The organism is Bacillus sp. JJ1562, assembly GCF_036962705.1.
Lineage (GTDB): Bacteria > Bacillota > Bacilli > Bacillales > Bacillaceae_L > Ferdinandcohnia.
In genome coordinates this window covers 15,646-32,279 of record NZ_JBALOQ010000011.1, presented here as the reverse complement: position 1 = coordinate 32,279, position 16,634 = coordinate 15,646, and the positions used below count along the sequence as shown (strand labels likewise).

Annotated in this window: 30 protein-coding genes; all 30 read left to right on the top strand. The window is 39.3% G+C overall.

Translation table 11 applies throughout. The features are described 5' to 3' along the window. The 30 genes from rplV to rpsI all read left to right on the top strand — a co-directional run bounded on the left by rplV (position 1) and on the right by rpsI (position 16,414). A complete protein-coding gene (gene rplV / locus V7097_RS07200; protein WP_010285059.1) occupies positions 1-342 on the top strand; it encodes a 50S ribosomal protein L22 in 342 nt (113 codons plus the stop codon). Between the two features lie 3 nt (positions 343-345). Next, complete coding sequence (gene rpsC / locus V7097_RS07195) at positions 346-1,002, top strand: 30S ribosomal protein S3 (protein ID WP_335702929.1); 657 nt, start codon at positions 346-348, stop codon at positions 1,000-1,002. 1 nt (position 1,003) lies between these two features. After that, positions 1,004-1,438 (top strand): 50S ribosomal protein L16, encoded by a 435-nt coding sequence (gene rplP / locus V7097_RS07190; protein WP_335702928.1) that lies wholly within the window; start codon positions 1,004-1,006, stop codon positions 1,436-1,438. Next, positions 1,428-1,625, top strand: a complete 198-nt coding sequence (gene rpmC, locus V7097_RS07185) for a 50S ribosomal protein L29 (RefSeq protein WP_010285065.1) — start codon at positions 1,428-1,430, stop codon at positions 1,623-1,625. The genes rplP and rpmC overlap by 11 nt, the downstream gene beginning before the upstream one ends. Before the next feature lie 28 nt (positions 1,626-1,653). Beyond that, a complete protein-coding gene (gene rpsQ / locus V7097_RS07180; RefSeq protein WP_335702927.1) occupies positions 1,654-1,917 on the top strand; it encodes a 30S ribosomal protein S17 in 264 nt (87 codons plus the stop codon). A gap of 47 nt (positions 1,918-1,964) precedes the next feature. Further along, positions 1,965-2,333 carry a 50S ribosomal protein L14 gene (gene rplN / locus V7097_RS07175; RefSeq protein WP_071396707.1) on the top strand — a complete coding sequence of 123 codons (369 nt, stop codon included), beginning with the start codon at positions 1,965-1,967 and terminating at the stop codon, positions 2,331-2,333. Between the two features lie 37 nt (positions 2,334-2,370). Then, positions 2,371-2,682, top strand: coding sequence for a 50S ribosomal protein L24 (rplX, locus tag V7097_RS07170; RefSeq protein ID WP_335702926.1), 312 nt, complete (start codon positions 2,371-2,373; stop codon positions 2,680-2,682). Positions 2,683-2,706: 24 nt separating this feature from the next. After that, positions 2,707-3,246: a 50S ribosomal protein L5 gene (rplE, locus tag V7097_RS07165; RefSeq protein WP_335702925.1), complete on the top strand. Its 540-nt coding sequence runs from the start codon at positions 2,707-2,709 to the stop codon at positions 3,244-3,246. Positions 3,247-3,259: 13 nt separating this feature from the next. Next, on the top strand, positions 3,260-3,445 hold the full coding sequence (rpsN, locus tag V7097_RS07160; protein ID WP_010285078.1) for a 30S ribosomal protein S14: 186 nt from the start codon (positions 3,260-3,262) through the stop codon (positions 3,443-3,445). Positions 3,446-3,475: 30 nt separating this feature from the next. Then, positions 3,476-3,874, top strand: coding sequence for a 30S ribosomal protein S8 (gene rpsH / locus V7097_RS07155; protein WP_335702924.1), 399 nt, complete (start codon positions 3,476-3,478; stop codon positions 3,872-3,874). 28 nt (positions 3,875-3,902) lie between these two features. After that, complete coding sequence (gene rplF / locus V7097_RS07150) at positions 3,903-4,439, top strand: 50S ribosomal protein L6 (protein WP_335702923.1); 537 nt, start codon at positions 3,903-3,905, stop codon at positions 4,437-4,439. Positions 4,440-4,471: 32 nt separating this feature from the next. Then, positions 4,472-4,834, top strand: coding sequence for a 50S ribosomal protein L18 (rplR, locus tag V7097_RS07145; protein WP_335702922.1), 363 nt, complete (start codon positions 4,472-4,474; stop codon positions 4,832-4,834). Positions 4,835-4,856: 22 nt separating this feature from the next. After that, positions 4,857-5,357, top strand: coding sequence for a 30S ribosomal protein S5 (rpsE, locus tag V7097_RS07140; protein ID WP_335417525.1), 501 nt, complete (start codon positions 4,857-4,859; stop codon positions 5,355-5,357). A gap of 13 nt (positions 5,358-5,370) precedes the next feature. Next, on the top strand, positions 5,371-5,553 hold the full coding sequence (gene rpmD, locus V7097_RS07135) for a 50S ribosomal protein L30 (RefSeq protein WP_335702921.1): 183 nt from the start codon (positions 5,371-5,373) through the stop codon (positions 5,551-5,553). A gap of 33 nt (positions 5,554-5,586) precedes the next feature. Next, the gene (gene rplO / locus V7097_RS07130) at positions 5,587-6,027 is read left to right on the top strand and encodes a 50S ribosomal protein L15 (protein ID WP_335702920.1); all 441 of its coding nucleotides are present in this window, start codon (positions 5,587-5,589) and stop codon (positions 6,025-6,027) included. After that, positions 6,027-7,319: a preprotein translocase subunit SecY gene (gene secY / locus V7097_RS07125; RefSeq protein ID WP_335702919.1), complete on the top strand. Its 1,293-nt coding sequence runs from the start codon at positions 6,027-6,029 to the stop codon at positions 7,317-7,319. Before rplO ends, secY begins: the two co-directional genes overlap by 1 nt. Before the next feature lie 58 nt (positions 7,320-7,377). Next, positions 7,378-8,028 (top strand): adenylate kinase, encoded by a 651-nt coding sequence (locus V7097_RS07120; protein WP_335702918.1) that lies wholly within the window; start codon positions 7,378-7,380, stop codon positions 8,026-8,028. Continuing rightward, positions 8,029-8,775 carry a type I methionyl aminopeptidase gene (gene map, locus V7097_RS07115; RefSeq protein ID WP_335702917.1) on the top strand — a complete coding sequence of 249 codons (747 nt, stop codon included), beginning with the start codon at positions 8,029-8,031 and terminating at the stop codon, positions 8,773-8,775. It begins immediately after the preceding gene. 171 nt (positions 8,776-8,946) lie between these two features. Next, complete coding sequence (gene infA, locus V7097_RS07105) at positions 8,947-9,165, top strand: translation initiation factor IF-1 (protein WP_010285101.1); 219 nt, start codon at positions 8,947-8,949, stop codon at positions 9,163-9,165. A 32-nt stretch (positions 9,166-9,197) separates the two neighbouring features. Beyond that, entirely contained in the window at positions 9,198-9,311 is a 114-nt protein-coding gene (rpmJ, locus tag V7097_RS07100) for a 50S ribosomal protein L36 (RefSeq protein ID WP_003156543.1), read from the top strand. Between the two features lie 23 nt (positions 9,312-9,334). After that, the gene (gene rpsM, locus V7097_RS07095; RefSeq protein ID WP_335702916.1) at positions 9,335-9,700 is read left to right on the top strand and encodes a 30S ribosomal protein S13; all 366 of its coding nucleotides are present in this window, start codon (positions 9,335-9,337) and stop codon (positions 9,698-9,700) included. A 19-nt stretch (positions 9,701-9,719) separates the two neighbouring features. Beyond that, positions 9,720-10,109, top strand: coding sequence for a 30S ribosomal protein S11 (gene rpsK, locus V7097_RS07090; RefSeq protein ID WP_229141912.1), 390 nt, complete (start codon positions 9,720-9,722; stop codon positions 10,107-10,109). 292 nt (positions 10,110-10,401) lie between these two features. Next, positions 10,402-11,346, top strand: coding sequence for a DNA-directed RNA polymerase subunit alpha (locus tag V7097_RS07085; protein ID WP_335702915.1), 945 nt, complete (start codon positions 10,402-10,404; stop codon positions 11,344-11,346). Between the two features lie 122 nt (positions 11,347-11,468). Next, complete coding sequence (gene rplQ, locus V7097_RS07080) at positions 11,469-11,831, top strand: 50S ribosomal protein L17 (protein WP_335702914.1); 363 nt, start codon at positions 11,469-11,471, stop codon at positions 11,829-11,831. Positions 11,832-12,146: 315 nt separating this feature from the next. Continuing rightward, positions 12,147-12,986: an energy-coupling factor ABC transporter ATP-binding protein gene (locus tag V7097_RS07075; protein WP_335702913.1), complete on the top strand. Its 840-nt coding sequence runs from the start codon at positions 12,147-12,149 to the stop codon at positions 12,984-12,986. Continuing rightward, entirely contained in the window at positions 12,962-13,837 is an 876-nt protein-coding gene (locus V7097_RS07070) for an energy-coupling factor ABC transporter ATP-binding protein (RefSeq protein ID WP_335702912.1), read from the top strand. The genes V7097_RS07075 and V7097_RS07070 overlap by 25 nt, the downstream gene beginning before the upstream one ends. Continuing rightward, entirely contained in the window at positions 13,834-14,625 is a 792-nt protein-coding gene (locus V7097_RS07065) for an energy-coupling factor transporter transmembrane component T family protein (RefSeq protein WP_335702911.1), read from the top strand. The genes V7097_RS07070 and V7097_RS07065 overlap by 4 nt, the downstream gene beginning before the upstream one ends. An 11-nt stretch (positions 14,626-14,636) precedes the next feature. After that, complete coding sequence (truA, locus tag V7097_RS07060) at positions 14,637-15,389, top strand: tRNA pseudouridine(38-40) synthase TruA (RefSeq protein WP_335702910.1); 753 nt, start codon at positions 14,637-14,639, stop codon at positions 15,387-15,389. Between the two features lie 174 nt (positions 15,390-15,563). Then, positions 15,564-16,001, top strand: a complete 438-nt coding sequence (rplM, locus tag V7097_RS07055) for a 50S ribosomal protein L13 (RefSeq protein WP_335702909.1) — start codon at positions 15,564-15,566, stop codon at positions 15,999-16,001. Positions 16,002-16,021: 20 nt separating this feature from the next. After that, the gene (gene rpsI / locus V7097_RS07050; RefSeq protein ID WP_335702908.1) at positions 16,022-16,414 is read left to right on the top strand and encodes a 30S ribosomal protein S9; all 393 of its coding nucleotides are present in this window, start codon (positions 16,022-16,024) and stop codon (positions 16,412-16,414) included. The last annotated feature ends 220 nt before the right edge of the window (positions 16,415-16,634 follow it).

Sequence of the window (16,634 nt, the reverse complement as noted above, 5' to 3'; positions counted from 1 at the left end):
ATGCAAGCTAAAGCTGTTGCGAGAACAGTTCGTATTGCTCCTCGTAAGGTTCGTTTAGTAGCTGATTTAATTCGAGGTAAGCAAGTAGGTGAAGCAATCGCAATCCTACGTCATACACCAAAGGCTGCTTCTCCTGTAGTAGAAAAAGTATTAAATTCTGCGATTGCGAATGCAGAGCATAACTACGAAATGGACGCTAATAACCTAGTTATTACTGAAGCATATGTGAATGAAGGTCCAACATTAAAGAGATTCCGTCCGAGAGCTATGGGACGTGCAAGTCAAATTAACAAACGCACTAGCCACATTACAATCGTGGTATCAGAAAAGAAGGAGGGATAAGTAGTGGGTCAAAAAGTTAATCCAATTGGAATGCGTGTTGGTATTATCCGTGATTGGGAATCCAAATGGTACGCAGGAAAAGACTATGCAGATTTATTACACGAAGACATTAGAGTACGCGAATACATCTCAAAACGTTTAAGTGATGCTTCTGTTTCTAAAATTGAGATCGAACGTGCGGCTAACCGTATTAACGTTACTGTCCATACTGCTAAACCAGGTATGGTAATTGGTAAAGGTGGTACAGAAGTTGAAGCACTTCGTAAAGCTTTAAACCAATTAACAGGTAAGAGAGTTCACATCAATATCCTTGAAATCAAAAGAGCAGATATGGATGCAACTCTAGTAGCTGAAAATATTGCTCGTCAATTAGAAAACCGTGTTTCTTTCCGTCGTGCTCAGAAACAAGCTATTCAACGCACTATGCGTGCAGGCGCTCAAGGTATCAAAACTCAAACTTCAGGTCGTCTAGGTGGAGCTGATATCGCTCGTGCTGAACACTATAGTGAAGGAACAGTTCCACTTCACACTCTTCGTGCAGACATCGATTACGGTACTGCTGAAGCTGATACGACTTATGGAAAAATTGGTGTGAAAGTATGGATCTATCGTGGAGAGGTCCTTCCTACGAAGAAGAAAACTCAGGAAGGAGGAAAATAATATGTTATTACCAAAACGTGTGAAATACCGCAGAGAACACCGTGGAAAAATGCGTGGTCAAGCAAAAGGTGGTACTGAAGTACACTTTGGTGAGTACGGTTTACAAGCTCAAGATGCTTCTTGGATCACAAACCGTCAAATCGAAGCTGCTCGTATCGCGATGACACGTTACATGAAACGTGGCGGTAAAGTTTGGATTAAAATTTTCCCATCTAAGCCTTATACATCAAAACCTTTAGAGGTACGTATGGGTTCCGGTAAAGGTGCTCCTGAAGGATGGGTTGCAGTTGTTAAACCCGGAAAAATTTTATTTGAAATTGCTGGTGTATCTGAAGAGGTCGCTCGTGAAGCACTTCGCCTAGCAGCTCATAAGCTACCAGTAAAAACTAAGTTCGTAAAACGTGAAGAAATTGGTGGTGAATCAAATGAAAGCTAATGAAATTCGTGACCTTACCACTGCCGAAATAGAACAAAAAGTAAAATCATTAAAAGAAGAGTTATTTAACCTTCGCTTTCAACTAGCTACTGGTCAACTTGAGAATACTGCACGTATTCGTGAAGTTCGTAAATCGATCGCTCGTATGAAAACAGTAGTCCGCGAAAGAGAAATCGGTCGTAAATAATCGATAACCAGGAAGGAGGTCTACGATAGTGAGTGAACGTAACCAACGCAAGGTCTACACAGGACGTGTTGTATCTGACAAAATGGATAAAACAGTTACAGTTCTTGTAGAAACTTATAAGAAACATTCTCTTTACGGTAAACGCGTAAAGTATTCAAAGAAATTTAAAGCGCATGATGAAAACAATGTTGCAAAAACTGGCGACATCGTTAGAATTATGGAGACTCGCCCATTATCTGCTACGAAACGCTTCCGTCTTGTTGAAGTGGTAGAAAAGGCAGTTATTATCTAATAATATATTGTTCGGATCAATCAATAATCCGAAGGGAGGTTTCATGAATGATTCAACAAGAAACTCGTTTGAAAGTTGCTGACAACTCAGGAGCACGTGAAGTACTAACTATTAAAGTATTAGGTGGTTCTGGTCGTAAAACAGCAAATATTGGTGATGTTATTGTATGTACAGTAAAACAAGCAACACCAGGTGGCGTTGTTAAAAAAGGTGACGTAGTTAAAGCTGTAATCGTACGTACGAAGAGTGGAGCACGTCGTAACGACGGAACTTACATCCGTTTTGATGAAAATGCTTGTGTTATAATCCGTGACGACAAGAGTCCACGTGGAACTCGTATCTTCGGACCAGTAGCACGTGAATTACGTGATAGTAACTTTATGAAAATTGTTTCACTAGCTCCAGAAGTATTATAATTCGAAATCGATTGGCCTTTAAGGAGGTGCGAACTAGATGCATGTGAAAAAAGGTGACAAGGTACAGGTTCTTTCAGGGAAAGATAAAGGTAAACAAGGTGTGATCCTTGAAAGCTTTCCAAAGAAAGACCGTGTAATTGTAGAAGGCGTTAATATTGTAAAGAAACACTCAAAACCGTCTCAAGAGAATCCACAAGGTGGTATCATTAGCCAAGAGGCACCTATTCATGTATCAAATGTAATGCCATTAGATCCTAAATCTGGTAACCCAACACGTGTTGGATACAAAGAAGTTAATGGCAAAAAGGTACGTGTAGCAAAAAAATCTGGTGAAGTTTTAGATAAATAGTAAACGAAGAAAGGAGGTATTTACATGAACCGCCTAAAAGAAAAGTTCCAAAAAGAAATTACACCTGCTCTAGTGAGCAAGTTTAACTATAAGTCTGTTATGCAGGTTCCAAAAGTAGACAAAATCGTGATCAACATGGGTGTTGGTGACGCTGTTCAAAACTCTAAAGTACTAGACAACGCAGTAGAGGAATTAGCTGCTCTTAGTGGTCAAAAGCCAGTTGTTACTAAGGCTAAGAATTCAATCGCTGGATTCCGTCTTCGTGAAGGAATGCCGATCGGTGCGAAAGTTACACTACGCGGAGAGCGTATGTATCAATTCTTAGATAAGCTTGTTTCTATCTCACTACCACGTGTACGTGACTTCCGTGGTGTATCAAAGAAATCATTTGATGGCCGTGGTAACTACACTTTAGGTGTTAAAGAACAATTAATTTTCCCTGAAATTGATTACGATAAAGTAAGTAAAGTTCGTGGTATGGATATCGTTATCGTAACTACTGCAAATACTGACGAAGAAGCTCGTGAGTTATTAACAGCGTTCGGTATGCCGTTCCAAAAGTAAAGGAGGCGAAAACGTGGCTAAAAAATCAATGATTGCGAAACAAAAACGCACACAGAAATTTAAAGTACAAGAGTACACTCGTTGCGAACGTTGTGGCCGTCCACACTCTGTATTACGTAAATTTAAATTATGCCGTATTTGTTTCCGTGAACTAGCTTATAAGGGTCAAATTCCTGGTGTAAAAAAAGCAAGTTGGTAAACCCCGAATTGGGAAGGAGGTAAAAATACTATGGTGATGACAGATCCAATTGCAGATATGCTTACTCGCATCCGTAATGCGAACATGGTTCGTCATGAAAAACTTGAAATCCCTGCATCAAATATCAAAAGGGAAATCGCTGAAATCTTAAAGCGTGAAGGTTTCGTTCGTGACGTTGAATTTATTGAAGATGACAAACAAGGTATTATCCGTATCTTCTTAAAATACGGTGCTAACAATGAGCGCGTAATAACAGGTCTTAAACGTATTAGTAAGCCTGGTCTACGTGTATATGCAAAATCTAACGAAGTACCACGTGTGTTAAACGGTTTAGGAATCGCGATCGTTTCAACTTCACAAGGTGTAATAACTGATAAAGAAGCTCGTCAAAAGCAAGCCGGCGGAGAAGTATTAGCTTACGTTTGGTAATAGCTTGATAAGAATGGAGGTGTAGTACATGTCACGTATTGGTAAAAAACCAATCGAAATACCATCTGGTGTTACTGTAACTTTCAACGGTAATACTGTTACTGTAAAAGGACCAAAAGGCGAATTAACTCGTACTTTCCATCCTGATATGCAAATCAATGTTGAAGACAACGTAATCAGCGTTGCTCGTCCAACTGAAAATAAAGAACACCGTGCACTTCACGGTACAACACGTAGTCTACTTGGAAACATGGTTGAAGGTGTATCCAAAGGTTTTGAAAGAGGCTTAGAGCTAATCGGGGTCGGATACCGTGCTACTAAAGCTGGAAACAAGCTTGTATTAAACGTTGGATATTCTCATCCAGTAGAAATCGTTCCAGAGACAGGCGTTGAAATCGATGTTCCATCTAACACAAAGATTGTTGTTAAAGGTATCGACAAAGAACGTGTTGGAGCGTTAGCTGCTAATATTCGTGGTGTACGTCCGCCTGAGCCTTATAAAGGAAAAGGTATTCGCTACGAAGGTGAATTTGTTCGTCGTAAAGAAGGTAAAACTGCGAAGTAAGCCTTTTTAGGTAAAAGAAAGGAGAGACGTAAATGATTACGAAACAGGATAAAAATGCAGTTCGTAGAAAAAGACATGCTCGTGTTCGTTCTCGTGTTTCAGGAACTGCTGCTCGTCCTCGCTTAAATGTGTTTCGTTCAAACAAACACATTTACGCTCAATTAATCGATGATGTTAACTCAGTAACAATCGCAAGTGCTTCTACAATGGATAAAGAACTTACTGTTGATGCTGGTGCTAACGTTGATGCTGCAACAAAAGTTGGAGAACTAGTTGCTAAGCGTGGTATCGAAAAAGGAATCAAAGAGGTAGTATTCGACCGCGGTGGTTACTTATATCACGGACGTGTTAAAGCACTAGCAGAAGCTGCTCGTGAAGCTGGATTACAATTTTAATAAAAAAGGAGGGACATTATAGATGCGTCGCATTGATCCAAATAAATTAGAACTTGAAGAACGCGTAGTTACCGTTAACCGTGTTGCTAAGGTTGTAAAAGGTGGACGTCGTTTCCGCTTTGCAGCATTAGTAGTAGTTGGTGATAAGAACGGACATGTTGGTTTTGGAACTGGTAAAGCACAAGAAGTTCCAGATGCAATTCGTAAAGCAATTGAAGATGCTAAAAAGAACCTAATCTCTGTACCGATGGTTGGAACAACAGTTCCTCACCAAGTAATTGGTCAATTTGGAGCAGGTGAAGTTTTACTAAAGCCTGCATCTGAAGGTACTGGAGTTATCGCTGGTGGTCCAGTTCGTGCGGTATTAGAACTTGCTGGTATCGGTGATATCCTTTCTAAATCATTAGGAACGAACACTCCAGTAAATATGATTCGCGCTACAATTGAAGGCTTAAGTCAATTAAAGCGTGCTGAAGAAGTAGCTAAGTTACGTGGTAAATCAGTAGAAGAACTGTTAGGATAGGAGGGAAACCACAATGTCAAAGAAATTAGAAATCACCCTCACTCGCAGTGTCATTGGACGTCCTGAAGACCAACGTGTAACTGTTCGTACTCTTGGATTGAAAAAATTACATCAAAGTGTTGTTCATGATGATAATGCTGCGATTCGCGGTATGATTAATAAAGTTGCTCACCTAGTTACGGTTAAAGAACAATAATTGAATTTTTTTCTGAAATAAGGAGGTGCCCAAATGAAACTTCATGAATTACAACCGGCTGAAGGATCCCGTAAAACACGTAATCGTGTAGGACGTGGAACTGGTTCAGGTAATGGTAAAACTTCTGGTAAAGGTCATAAAGGTCAAAATGCGCGTTCTGGTGGCGGTGTGCGTCCTGGATTTGAAGGTGGTCAAACTCCTTTATTCCAACGACTACCAAAACGTGGATTCACAAACATCAATCGCAAAGACTTTACGATTGTTAACCTAGAAACATTAAATCGTTTTGAAGACGGAACAGAAGTAACACCTGAACTTCTAATTGAAACTGGTGTTGTAAGTAAAGTGAATGCTGGAATTAAGATCCTTGGTAAAGGTACTCTTGATAAAAAGCTAACAGTCAGAGCTCACAAATTCTCCTCTACTGCTCAACAAGCGATTGAAGCTGCTGGCGGAACTACTGAGGTGATTTAATGTTTCAAACAATCTCCAATTTTATGCGCGTTGGTGATATAAGAAACAAAATTATATTCACCTTACTTATGTTAGTAGTATTTCGAATCGGCACCTTTATTCCAGTACCAAATGTAAATGCTGAAGTGTTGAAAGCGACTGATAGCAATACAGCGTTCGGCCTTTTAAATACATTTGGTGGTGGAGCATTGTTTAACTTCTCAATCCTTGCGATGGGTATCATGCCTTACATTACTGCTTCAATTATCATTCAATTGTTGCAAATGGACGTTGTTCCTAAATTTACGGAATGGTCTAAGCAAGGGGAAGTTGGACGTCGTAAATTAGCACAATTTACTCGCTATGGAACGATCGTGCTTGGGTTTATCCAAGCAATCGGTATGTCAATCGGATTTAACAATATGTCAAACGGGATGTTAATTGAGAATCCAAGCATCGGAACGTACTTATTAATAGCTGTTGTGTTAACTGCTGGTACTGCATTTTTAATGTGGTTAGGTGAACAAATTACAGCGAAGGGCGTTGGAAACGGAATTTCAGTTATCATTTTCGCTGGTATTGTTGCCGCTATTCCTACAGCTGTAAATCAATATTATATACAACAGTTCGAAGGTGCTGGAGACCAATTATTCCTAAGCATAATCACTGTTGTTCTACTGCTTATTGCTATTATAGCTGTCGTTGTCGGTGTTATTTTTGTACAACAAGCTTTACGTAAAATTCCAATTCAATATGCAAAGCGCTTAGCTGCTAATAGCCCGGTTGGAGGACACTCCTCACATTTACCATTAAAAGTAAATGCGGCTGGTGTTATTCCTGTAATCTTTGCAGTTTCCTTCATTATTACACCACCAACGATTGCATCGTTCTTCGGTCCTAATGCGGTAACTGAATGGATTCAAAAATATTTTGATTATACTCAACCAATTGGGATGATCATATATATCGCGCTAATCATTGCTTTCTCATATTTCTACACATTTGTTCAAGTTAATCCTGAGCAGATGGCAGAGAATTTGAAAAAGCAAGGCGGCTACATTCCAGGGATTCGCCCAGGAAGAAACACGCAAGAATATGTAACAAAAATTCTGTATCGCTTAACTTTTGTTGGTTCTATTTTCTTAGCAGCAATTTCTGTTCTTCCTGTATTCTTTATAAATTTTGCGAATTTACCTGAATCTTTACAAATTGGTGGAACTAGCTTGCTCATCGTTGTAGGTGTTGCACTTGAGACAATGAAGCAGCTTGAAAGTCAGCTTGTAAAACGTCATTATAAAGGATTTATCAAATAAGGTTCTGGGAATGTTTTTCCCAGCACCTCTAAGATAAGAGGCTGAGGGGGCAAATCACTTGAACTTAGTATTAATGGGGCTTCCGGGTGCTGGTAAAGGCACTCAAGCTGAAAGAATCGTAGAAAAGTACAATATCCCTCATATCTCAACAGGAGATATGTTCCGTGCTGCAATAAAAGATGGAACAGAACTAGGACTTCAAGCAAAGTCTTTTATGGATAAAGGTGAGCTTGTTCCTGATGAAGTTACGATCGGAATTGTCCGTGAGCGATTAAGCAAGGACGATTGCAACCAAGGATTTTTACTTGATGGATTTCCACGTACCGTTCCACAAGCAGAAGCACTTGAAGCAATCCTTACTGAACTCGAAAAAAAGATCGACTATGTAATTAACATAGAAGTTGACTCGAAAGATTTACTTGAGAGATTAACAGGTCGACGAATCTGTAAGGAATGTGGCTCAACTTACCACTTAGTATTCAACCCACCTAGTCAGGAAGGGACATGCGATAAATGTGGTGGAGAACTTTATCAACGTGCCGATGATAATGCGGAAACAGTTGGAACTCGTCTACAGGTAAATATCGAGCAATCTAAGCCACTTCTTGACTTTTATCAGGAAAAAGGCTATCTTCGCAATATCGATGGACAACAAGAAATAAACAAAGTTTTTGGTGATGTAGAGGAGCTCCTTGGGGGATTACAATAGATGATTATTTGCAAGTCTCCAAGAGAGATTGAGATTATGCGCGAAGCTGGTAAGATCGTTGCATTAACACACCAAGAATTACAAAAATATATTACTCCAGGGATTTCAACGAGAGAACTGGATACAATTGCTGAAAAGTTTATTCGTGGATATGATGCAAATCCTTCTTTTAAAGGGTATAATGGTTTTCGCGGTAGTATCTGTACTTCTGTTAACGAAGAGCTAGTACACGGTATCCCAGGTGATCGCGTCTTACAAGATGGAGATATTATTAGTATCGATATCGGCGCCGAGTACAAGGGCTATCATGGTGACTCAGCTTGGACTTATCCTGTAGGTACGATTTCACCAGAAAATCAAAAACTACTTGAAGTTACAAAAGAATGCCTTTATCGAGGATTAGAAGAAGCAAAGCCTGGTGTGCGTCTTTCAAATATTTCTCATGCAATTCAAGTTTATGTCGAGTCAAATGATTTTTCGATTGTTCGGGAATATGTTGGTCACGGTGTAGGCAAAGAATTACATGAGGAACCACAAATTCCACATTACGGTCCTCCTAATAAAGGACCACGTTTAAAACCAGGAATGGTACTTGCCGTTGAACCGATGGTAAATGCAGGTAGTCGATACGTGAAGACGTTAGCAGATAACTGGACTGTTGTAACAGTCGATGGCAAAACGTGTGCTCATTTTGAACATACGATTGCTATTACAGAAACAGGGTATGAGATCTTAACAAAATTGTAAGGCACAAACCCTATTCATGAGAATAACATTCATCTAATTTTTGATTACGTATCTCCGGAAGTTCAGAGCAGTATTAAGAAAACTGGTCGATGGCAAACGTAAAGGAAGTCATGAGTGTACCGAAGTTTGTCAATGAGCAAGTTACTGATTTGAAGAAGGGAGAACATTCCAATGGCGAAAGACGATGTAATTGAAGTTGAAGGTACTGTTGCAGAAACATTACCTAATGCAATGTTTAAAGTTGAATTAGAGAATGGTCATACTGTTTTGGCCCATGTTTCTGGTAAAATTCGCATGCACTTTATTCGTATTTTACCTGGAGACAAGGTTACGGTTGAATTATCACCTTATGACTTGACTCGCGGTAGAATTACGTACCGTTTTAAATAAATGCGCTCCGAACTATCAAGGAGGTTTGAAAAATGAAAGTGAGACCATCAGTAAAACCTATCTGCGAAAAGTGTAAAGTTATTCGTAGAAAAGGTAAAGTAATGGTAATTTGTGAAAACCCAAAACATAAACAAAAACAAGGCTAATAAATAAGGAGGTGTACGTCTAAATGGCACGTATTGCTGGTGTTGATATTCCACGTGAAAAACGTGTGGTTATATCTTTAACATATATTTTTGGAATCGGACGTCCAACTGCACAGAAAGTCCTAGCAGAAGCTGGTGTTTCTGAAGATACACGAGTTCGTGATCTTACAGAAGACGAATTAAACAAGATTCGTGAAATCGTTGACCGTTACAAAGTAGAAGGTGACCTTCGTCGTGAAGTTTCACTTAACATCAAACGTCTAATCGAAATCGGTTCTTACCGTGGTCTACGTCATCGTCGTGGATTACCTGTAAGAGGTCAAAACACTAAAAACAATGCTCGTACACGTAAAGGACCTCGTCGTACTGTAGCAAACAAGAAGAAATAGTAAGGGAGGTAATGGATAAATGGCACGTAAAACGAATACTCGTAAACGTCGTGTAAAAAAGAATATTGAATCTGGTGTTGCACACATCCGTTCAACATTCAACAACACGATCGTAACAATTACAGATGCACACGGAAATGCAATCTCTTGGTCAAGTGCTGGTGCACTTGGTTTCAAAGGTTCACGTAAATCTACTCCATTCGCTGCACAAATGGCTGCTGAAACAGCTGCTAAAGTTTCAATGGAACATGGTATGAGAACTCTTGAAGTAACTGTAAAAGGCCCTGGTGCAGGACGTGAAGCTGCAATTCGTGCTCTTCAAGCTGCTGGTCTTGAAGTTACAGCTATTAAAGATGTTACTCCAGTACCACATAACGGATGTCGTCCACCAAAACGTCGTCGTGTGTAACATTAGAGCAAATTAATACGATAAGACGTATTTGAATTTTTTCTGTATAAGACTTTTTATCCATGGCTATAATGGATTAATGGGTTTTGATAAACTTTTTTACTCTTATAAGTGTAACAAAGGCGTGAGTGAGGTTTATTCACGAATCGCCATGTTTTGTTTATAAGTTCTTTACAGAATGAATCGAGTTGTTGTTGTGCACAGATAGGGAACTTAACTATTGGGAATTTCGGTTAGACATCTTTGATCATAGTCTAGCCGAGGTTTCGACGTTTTGAAGGAGGGTTTATAAATGATCGAAATTGAAAAACCAAAAATCGAAACGGTTGAAATCAGCGAAGATGCCAAATACGGTAAATTCGTCGTCGAGCCACTTGAGCGTGGATATGGAACAACTTTGGGTAACTCCTTACGTCGTATCCTATTATCTTCTCTTCCTGGTGCCGCTGTAACGTCTATCCAAATAGATGGGGTACTGCATGAATTTTCAACAATCGAAGGCGTCGTCGAAGATGTAACATCTATTATCTTAAATGTGAAGAAATTAGCTCTTAAAATCTACTCTGATGAAGAGAAGACCCTTGAGATTGATGTTCAAGGTGAAGGTCCGGTAAAAGCTTCTGATATCACACATGACAGTGATGTTGAAATCTTAAACCCAGATCTACACATTGCAACTCTTGCTAAGGATGCACATTTTCGTGTGAGATTTACTGCGAAGCGTGGACGAGGATATACTCAAGCTGATGCAAACAAGCGTGAAGATCGACCAATCGGTGTAATCCCGATTGATTCAATCTATACTCCGGTTGCACGTGTTAATTACCAAGTGGAAAAGACACGTGTTGGACAGGTCGCGAACTTTGACAAACTGACTTTTGATGTTTGGACTGACGGCAGCACTGGTCCGAAAGAAGCGATTGCACTAGGTGCTAAAATCCTAACAGAACATTTAAATATTTTTGTAGGATTAACGGATGAAGCTCAAAATGCAGAAATTATGGTTGAAAAAGAAGAGGATCAAAAAGAGAAAGTCCTCGAAATGACAATTGAAGAGTTGGATCTCTCAGTTCGTTCATATAACTGCTTAAAGAGAGCAGGAATCAATACGGTTCAAGAGCTTGCTCATAAAACTGAAGAAGATATGATGAAGGTACGTAACCTTGGTCGTAAATCTTTAGAAGAAGTTAAGGCTAAACTAGAAGAGCTTGGTTTAGGCTTACGTAAAGATGACTGACTCGTTTTGAATTATGCGAATTAGAGGCATCTATTTCATCAAGTCTAGTCATACTTGTTACAAGAGCCTAGTTATCTAATGCTTTGTCTTTCATAATAATTCAACAAAGGAGGGAATACCTCATGTCATACCAAAAATTAGGACGTACAAGCGCGCAACGTAAGGCGTTACTACGTGATCTTACTACTGACTTAATCATCAACGAGCGTATTGAAACAACTGAAGCTCGCGCGAAGGAATTAAAATCAGTTGTAGAAAAAATGATTACATTAGGTAAGCGTGGTGACCTTCACGCTCGTCGTCAAGCTGCATCTTACATCCGTAACGAAGTAGCAAACGAAGAGACTGGTGAAGATGCGCTACAAAAATTATTCAGTGACATCGCAACTCGTTATGAAGAGCGCCAAGGTGGATACACTCGTATCATGAAACTTGGACCTCGTCGTGGTGACGGTGCACCAATGGTTATCATTGAACTAGTTTAATTCTTTACATTAGAGGGGCAGGACAGTTTAATAAACTGGTCTAAGCCCTTTTTGTTTTAGATTTATTATTTTTCGAAAAAGATAGAATTATCTACAAATAGCATTTTACTCTCCTTATTGAATACACACGATATAATCATACTTCTCCAGAAATATTGGAATAACGCGTTCTTATTCCCTTGACAGATAAGGAAGAAACAAATAGTTTGGAAGGTAGTAAGTTGAGAAGAGAAAAGTTTTATTTCTATGGAAATAATTTTATTGAGCACTGGCGCAAATGCACCAAGGCGCATTTGATTTTAGTGAGGGATGAGAATGAGTGAAAACCTTTTGGTCGTTGATCAGATAAGCTATAAATATGCAGAAAACACAAGATTCGCTTTGGAGAATCTATCATTCTCTGTTCAAAAAGGAGAATGGTTAGCGATTGTTGGTCATAATGGCTCTGGGAAATCCACATTAGCTCGAATCCTAAACGGCTTGTTGTTGCCACAAACAGGGAGCGTAACGATTGAAGGGGTACAGCTAAATGAAGAGTCTATTTGGGATATTCGAAGGAAAATCGGCATGGTGTTTCAGAACCCAGATAACCAATTCGTTGGAACCACTGTAAAAGATGATATTGCCTTTGGAATGGAAAACAACGGAATCCCTCGCGAAACGATGGTGTCTCGAATTGAAAGAGTGATTGATATGGTCAAGATGCAAGAGTTTCTTGAGCATGAGCCACATCAGCTCTCAGGTGGCCAAAAACAAAGGGTAGCAATTGCAGGTGTTCTTGCCGTACAGCCAGAATTAATCATCTTAGATGAAGCAACTTCAATGCTAGACCCTATTGGGCGTACAGAGGTATTAGAAACGATAAGGGAAATCAAGAATGAAAGCCAAATTACGGTTATGTCAATTACTCATGATTTAGAGGAGGCAGCAAGGGCTGACCGAATCATTGTCATGAATCAGGGAAAACTATTTGCGGAAGGGAAGCCTGAGGTAATATTTGCTTTAGATGATAAGCTTGTAGAAATCGGGCTAGATTTACCTTTTTCTGTGAAAGTATCTAAAAAACTACGATCAATTGGCGTTCCTCTTTCAAAGAATCATATAACAGAAGAAAGCTTGGTGAATGAGTTATGGACATTACAATCGAAAAGCTAGAGCATCGCTACCAGATTCGTTCACCTTTTGAAAGACTAGCTTTATATGATGTAAATGCAGAAATAAAGTCTGGTTCATACACTGCCATCATTGGTCATACAGGTTCTGGGAAGTCGACTATTCTACAACATTTAAATGGCCTCTTACAACCAACTTCTGGCTCAATCACGATTGGTGACCGTACAATCACTTCAAGGCAAAAGGAAAAAAACCTTAAGCCTCTTCGTAAGAATGTCGGGGTAGTCTTTCAATTCCCTGAGCATCAGTTGTTTGAGGAAACGGTAGAGAAGGATATTTGTTTTGGCCCCTTAAATTTTGGTGTGCCATTAGAGGAAGCAAAAGAAAGAGCAAAACAGACAATCAAAATGGTCGGTCTTTCTGAGGAATATTTAACGAAATCTCCTTTTGATCTAAGTGGTGGTCAAATGAGACGGGTTGCAATTGCGGGAATCCTGGCCATGAACCCACAAGTACTGGTCTTGGATGAGCCTACTGCAGGACTAGATCCACGAGGTCGTTTTGAAATAATGGAGATGTTTTATAACCTTCATAAAGAACGAGGCCTTACAACGGTCCTTGTAACCCATAGCATGGAGGATGCTTCCCGTTATGCTGATCAAATCCTTGTGATGGAAAAAGGAACAATTAAATTTCAAGGAAGCCCTGTTGAGATTTTCTCAAATCCTGAGCAAGTTTTGCATTTAGGGTTGGACGTTCCTGAAGCTGTTAGACTCAAAGGATTGCTTGAAGATAAATTAGGCATCGAGATCCCACGTACGGCTAGTTTATCAGTAGATGAAATTGTCCGTTATGTTGGAGAAGCCCTTAAAGGTGAGGGGGACGGTCAATGAACATTATTATAGGTCGCTATATACCAGGTAATTCCCCTCTTCATCGAATGGACCCAAGGGCAAAGCTATTATTAATTTTCTTTTATGTGTTTATAGTCTTTATAGCAAATTCAGTTCTTACCTATGCATTATTGGGAATATACACGTTAGCGATTGTCTTTTTAACCAAAGTTCCATTTCGATACATTCTATCTGGATTAAAACCAATTTTATGGGTCATCCTTTTTACATTCATTCTTCATATCTTTTTAACAAAAGAAGGAGATCTTTTAGTCGATTATGGTTGGCTTAAAGTATATGAGGGTGGCGTAAAACAAGGGGTTTTTATCTCTTTACGGCTATTATTTTTAATTATGATGACTACAATATTAACATTAACAAGTACACCAATTGAAATTACCGATGGCATGGAAAGTTTATTAGCACCATTTAAAAAAATCGGTCTACCCACACATGAACTTGCACTCATGATGTCGATTTCACTTCGATTTATCCCGACATTGATGCAAGAAACAGAGAAGATTATGAAGGCACAGGCTGCACGGGGCGTTGAATTTACGAGTGGCCCAATCAAGGATCGCATGAAGGCGGTTGTTCCTTTATTGATTCCTTTGTTTATTGGTTCATTTAAACGAGCAGAGGAACTCGCAATCGCCATGGAAGCAAGAGGCTATCGTGGTGGAGAAGGCAGAACCAAGTTGCGTCTTCTACAGTGGCGTGGCCTAGATACACTTATGCTTGTATTACTATTTGCAACAGCAGTAGTACTATTTTTATTACGTGGATAATGAGGGAAAAGATGAATCGGTACAAATGCATCATTTCATATGATGGGACCCAGTTTTCGGGGTACCAGGTACAACCGAATAAGCGAACGGTTCAATCGGAATTCGAAAATGCCTTACAGAAAATGCATAAAGGTGAACAAATAAAAATTGTCGCATCTGGTCGAACGGATGCAACTGTTCATGCCCTTGGACAGGTTGTTCACTTTGATTCACCTTTAACGATACCTGTCGAAGGATGGAGAAAAGCACTGAACTCATTGCTCCCTGAGGACATTCGAATTCGATCGGTTGAAATGGTCGAGCCTGATTTTCATGCGCGGTTTGATGTGAAGGCGAAGGAATACCGGTATCGATTGTTGGTTAGTAAAGAGTCGTGTGTTTTTAAGCGTCATTTAACCTATCATTACCCATATCCACTAAATCTTTACGTGATGAAGGAAGCTGCGGGTCTTTTGGTGGGCACTCATGATTTTACAAGCTTTTGTGCATCAAGGACAGAAGTGCAGGATAAGGTTCGTACCATTTACCAGATAAACATCGAAAAACAAGACGATGAACTCATATTTTCGTTTGTTGGAAATGGTTTTTTGTATAATATGGTAAGAATAATAGTAGGGACTTTACTAGAGGTTGGAAGTGGCCAAAAAGATGCAAGAATGATGGCATCTATTTTGACTGGAAAAGACCGATCACTAGCAGGAAAGACTGCTCCAGGCCAAGGTTTATACCTATGGCAGGTATTTTATGAGGAATGGCAGGAATAGGAAGTAAAAAAAATACCATAACAACTAATCCTGGTGTAACATTTCCTTGACATTGCAACGTGAAAGTTATATTATATTTTAGGTATGATATTTACACCCCACGAATAAAGCCCCGGAACTTTAATCGTGATTAAATAAAATATGAAATCGTTAATGAAATTAGGAGGGAATCTCATGCGTACAACATTTATGGCTAATGCTAATAATATAGAGCGCAAATGGTATGTTGTAGATGCTGCAGGCAAAACTTTAGGTCGTTTATCAACTGAAGTTGCAACATTACTTCGTGGAAAACACAAACCAACTTTTACACCACATGTTGACACTGGTGATAATGTTATTATTATCAACGCTGAAAAGATCGAATTAACAGGTAATAAATTACATGATAAAATTTACTACCGTCACAGCCAATTCCCAGGCGGATTGAAATCAAGAACTGCATTAGAAATGCGCACAAACTATCCAACAAGAATGCTTGAACTTGCAATTAAAGGAATGCTTCCAAAAGGTTCACTTGGTCGTCAAATGTATAAAAAATTGCACGTTTATGCTGGAAGCGAACATCCACATCAAGCACAACAACCTGAAGTTTACGAACTTCGCGGTTAATTATTAAGGAGGGTATTAATATGGCACAGGTACAATATTATGGCACTGGTCGTCGTAAAAGCTCTGTTGCACGTGTACGTTTAGTTCCTGGCGACGGACGCATTGTAATCAACGGTCGTGACATTGCAGACTATATTCCATTCGAAGCTCTAAGAGAAGTTGTAAAACAACCTCTTAATGCTACTGAAACTTTAGGAAATTATGACGTTCTTGTTAACGTTAGTGGTGGAGGATACACTGGTCAAGCTGGAGCTATCCGTCATGGTATCGCTCGTGCGTTACTACAAGCTGATCCTGAATTCCGTCCATCTCTAAAATCAGCTGGACTATTAACGCGTGACCCACGTATGAAAGAACGTAAAAAATACGGTCTTAAAGGCGCTCGTCGTGCACCTCAGTTCTCAAAACGTTAAGACCTTGTTATACAAAGAATACGCCCATTTGGTTATATGCCAAATGGGCTTTTTCAATTTAAGAATACACATATCCATAAACTCACTATATTTACCAGTCTTTTTTTAAACACGAAGTTTGTATAGAATTCAAACTAATTATAAAATAGTAGAGATAACTAAAAAAATGTAATTAATGTTAATCCGTTGTTTGGTATGATTTATGTATGTAATTGGGTTA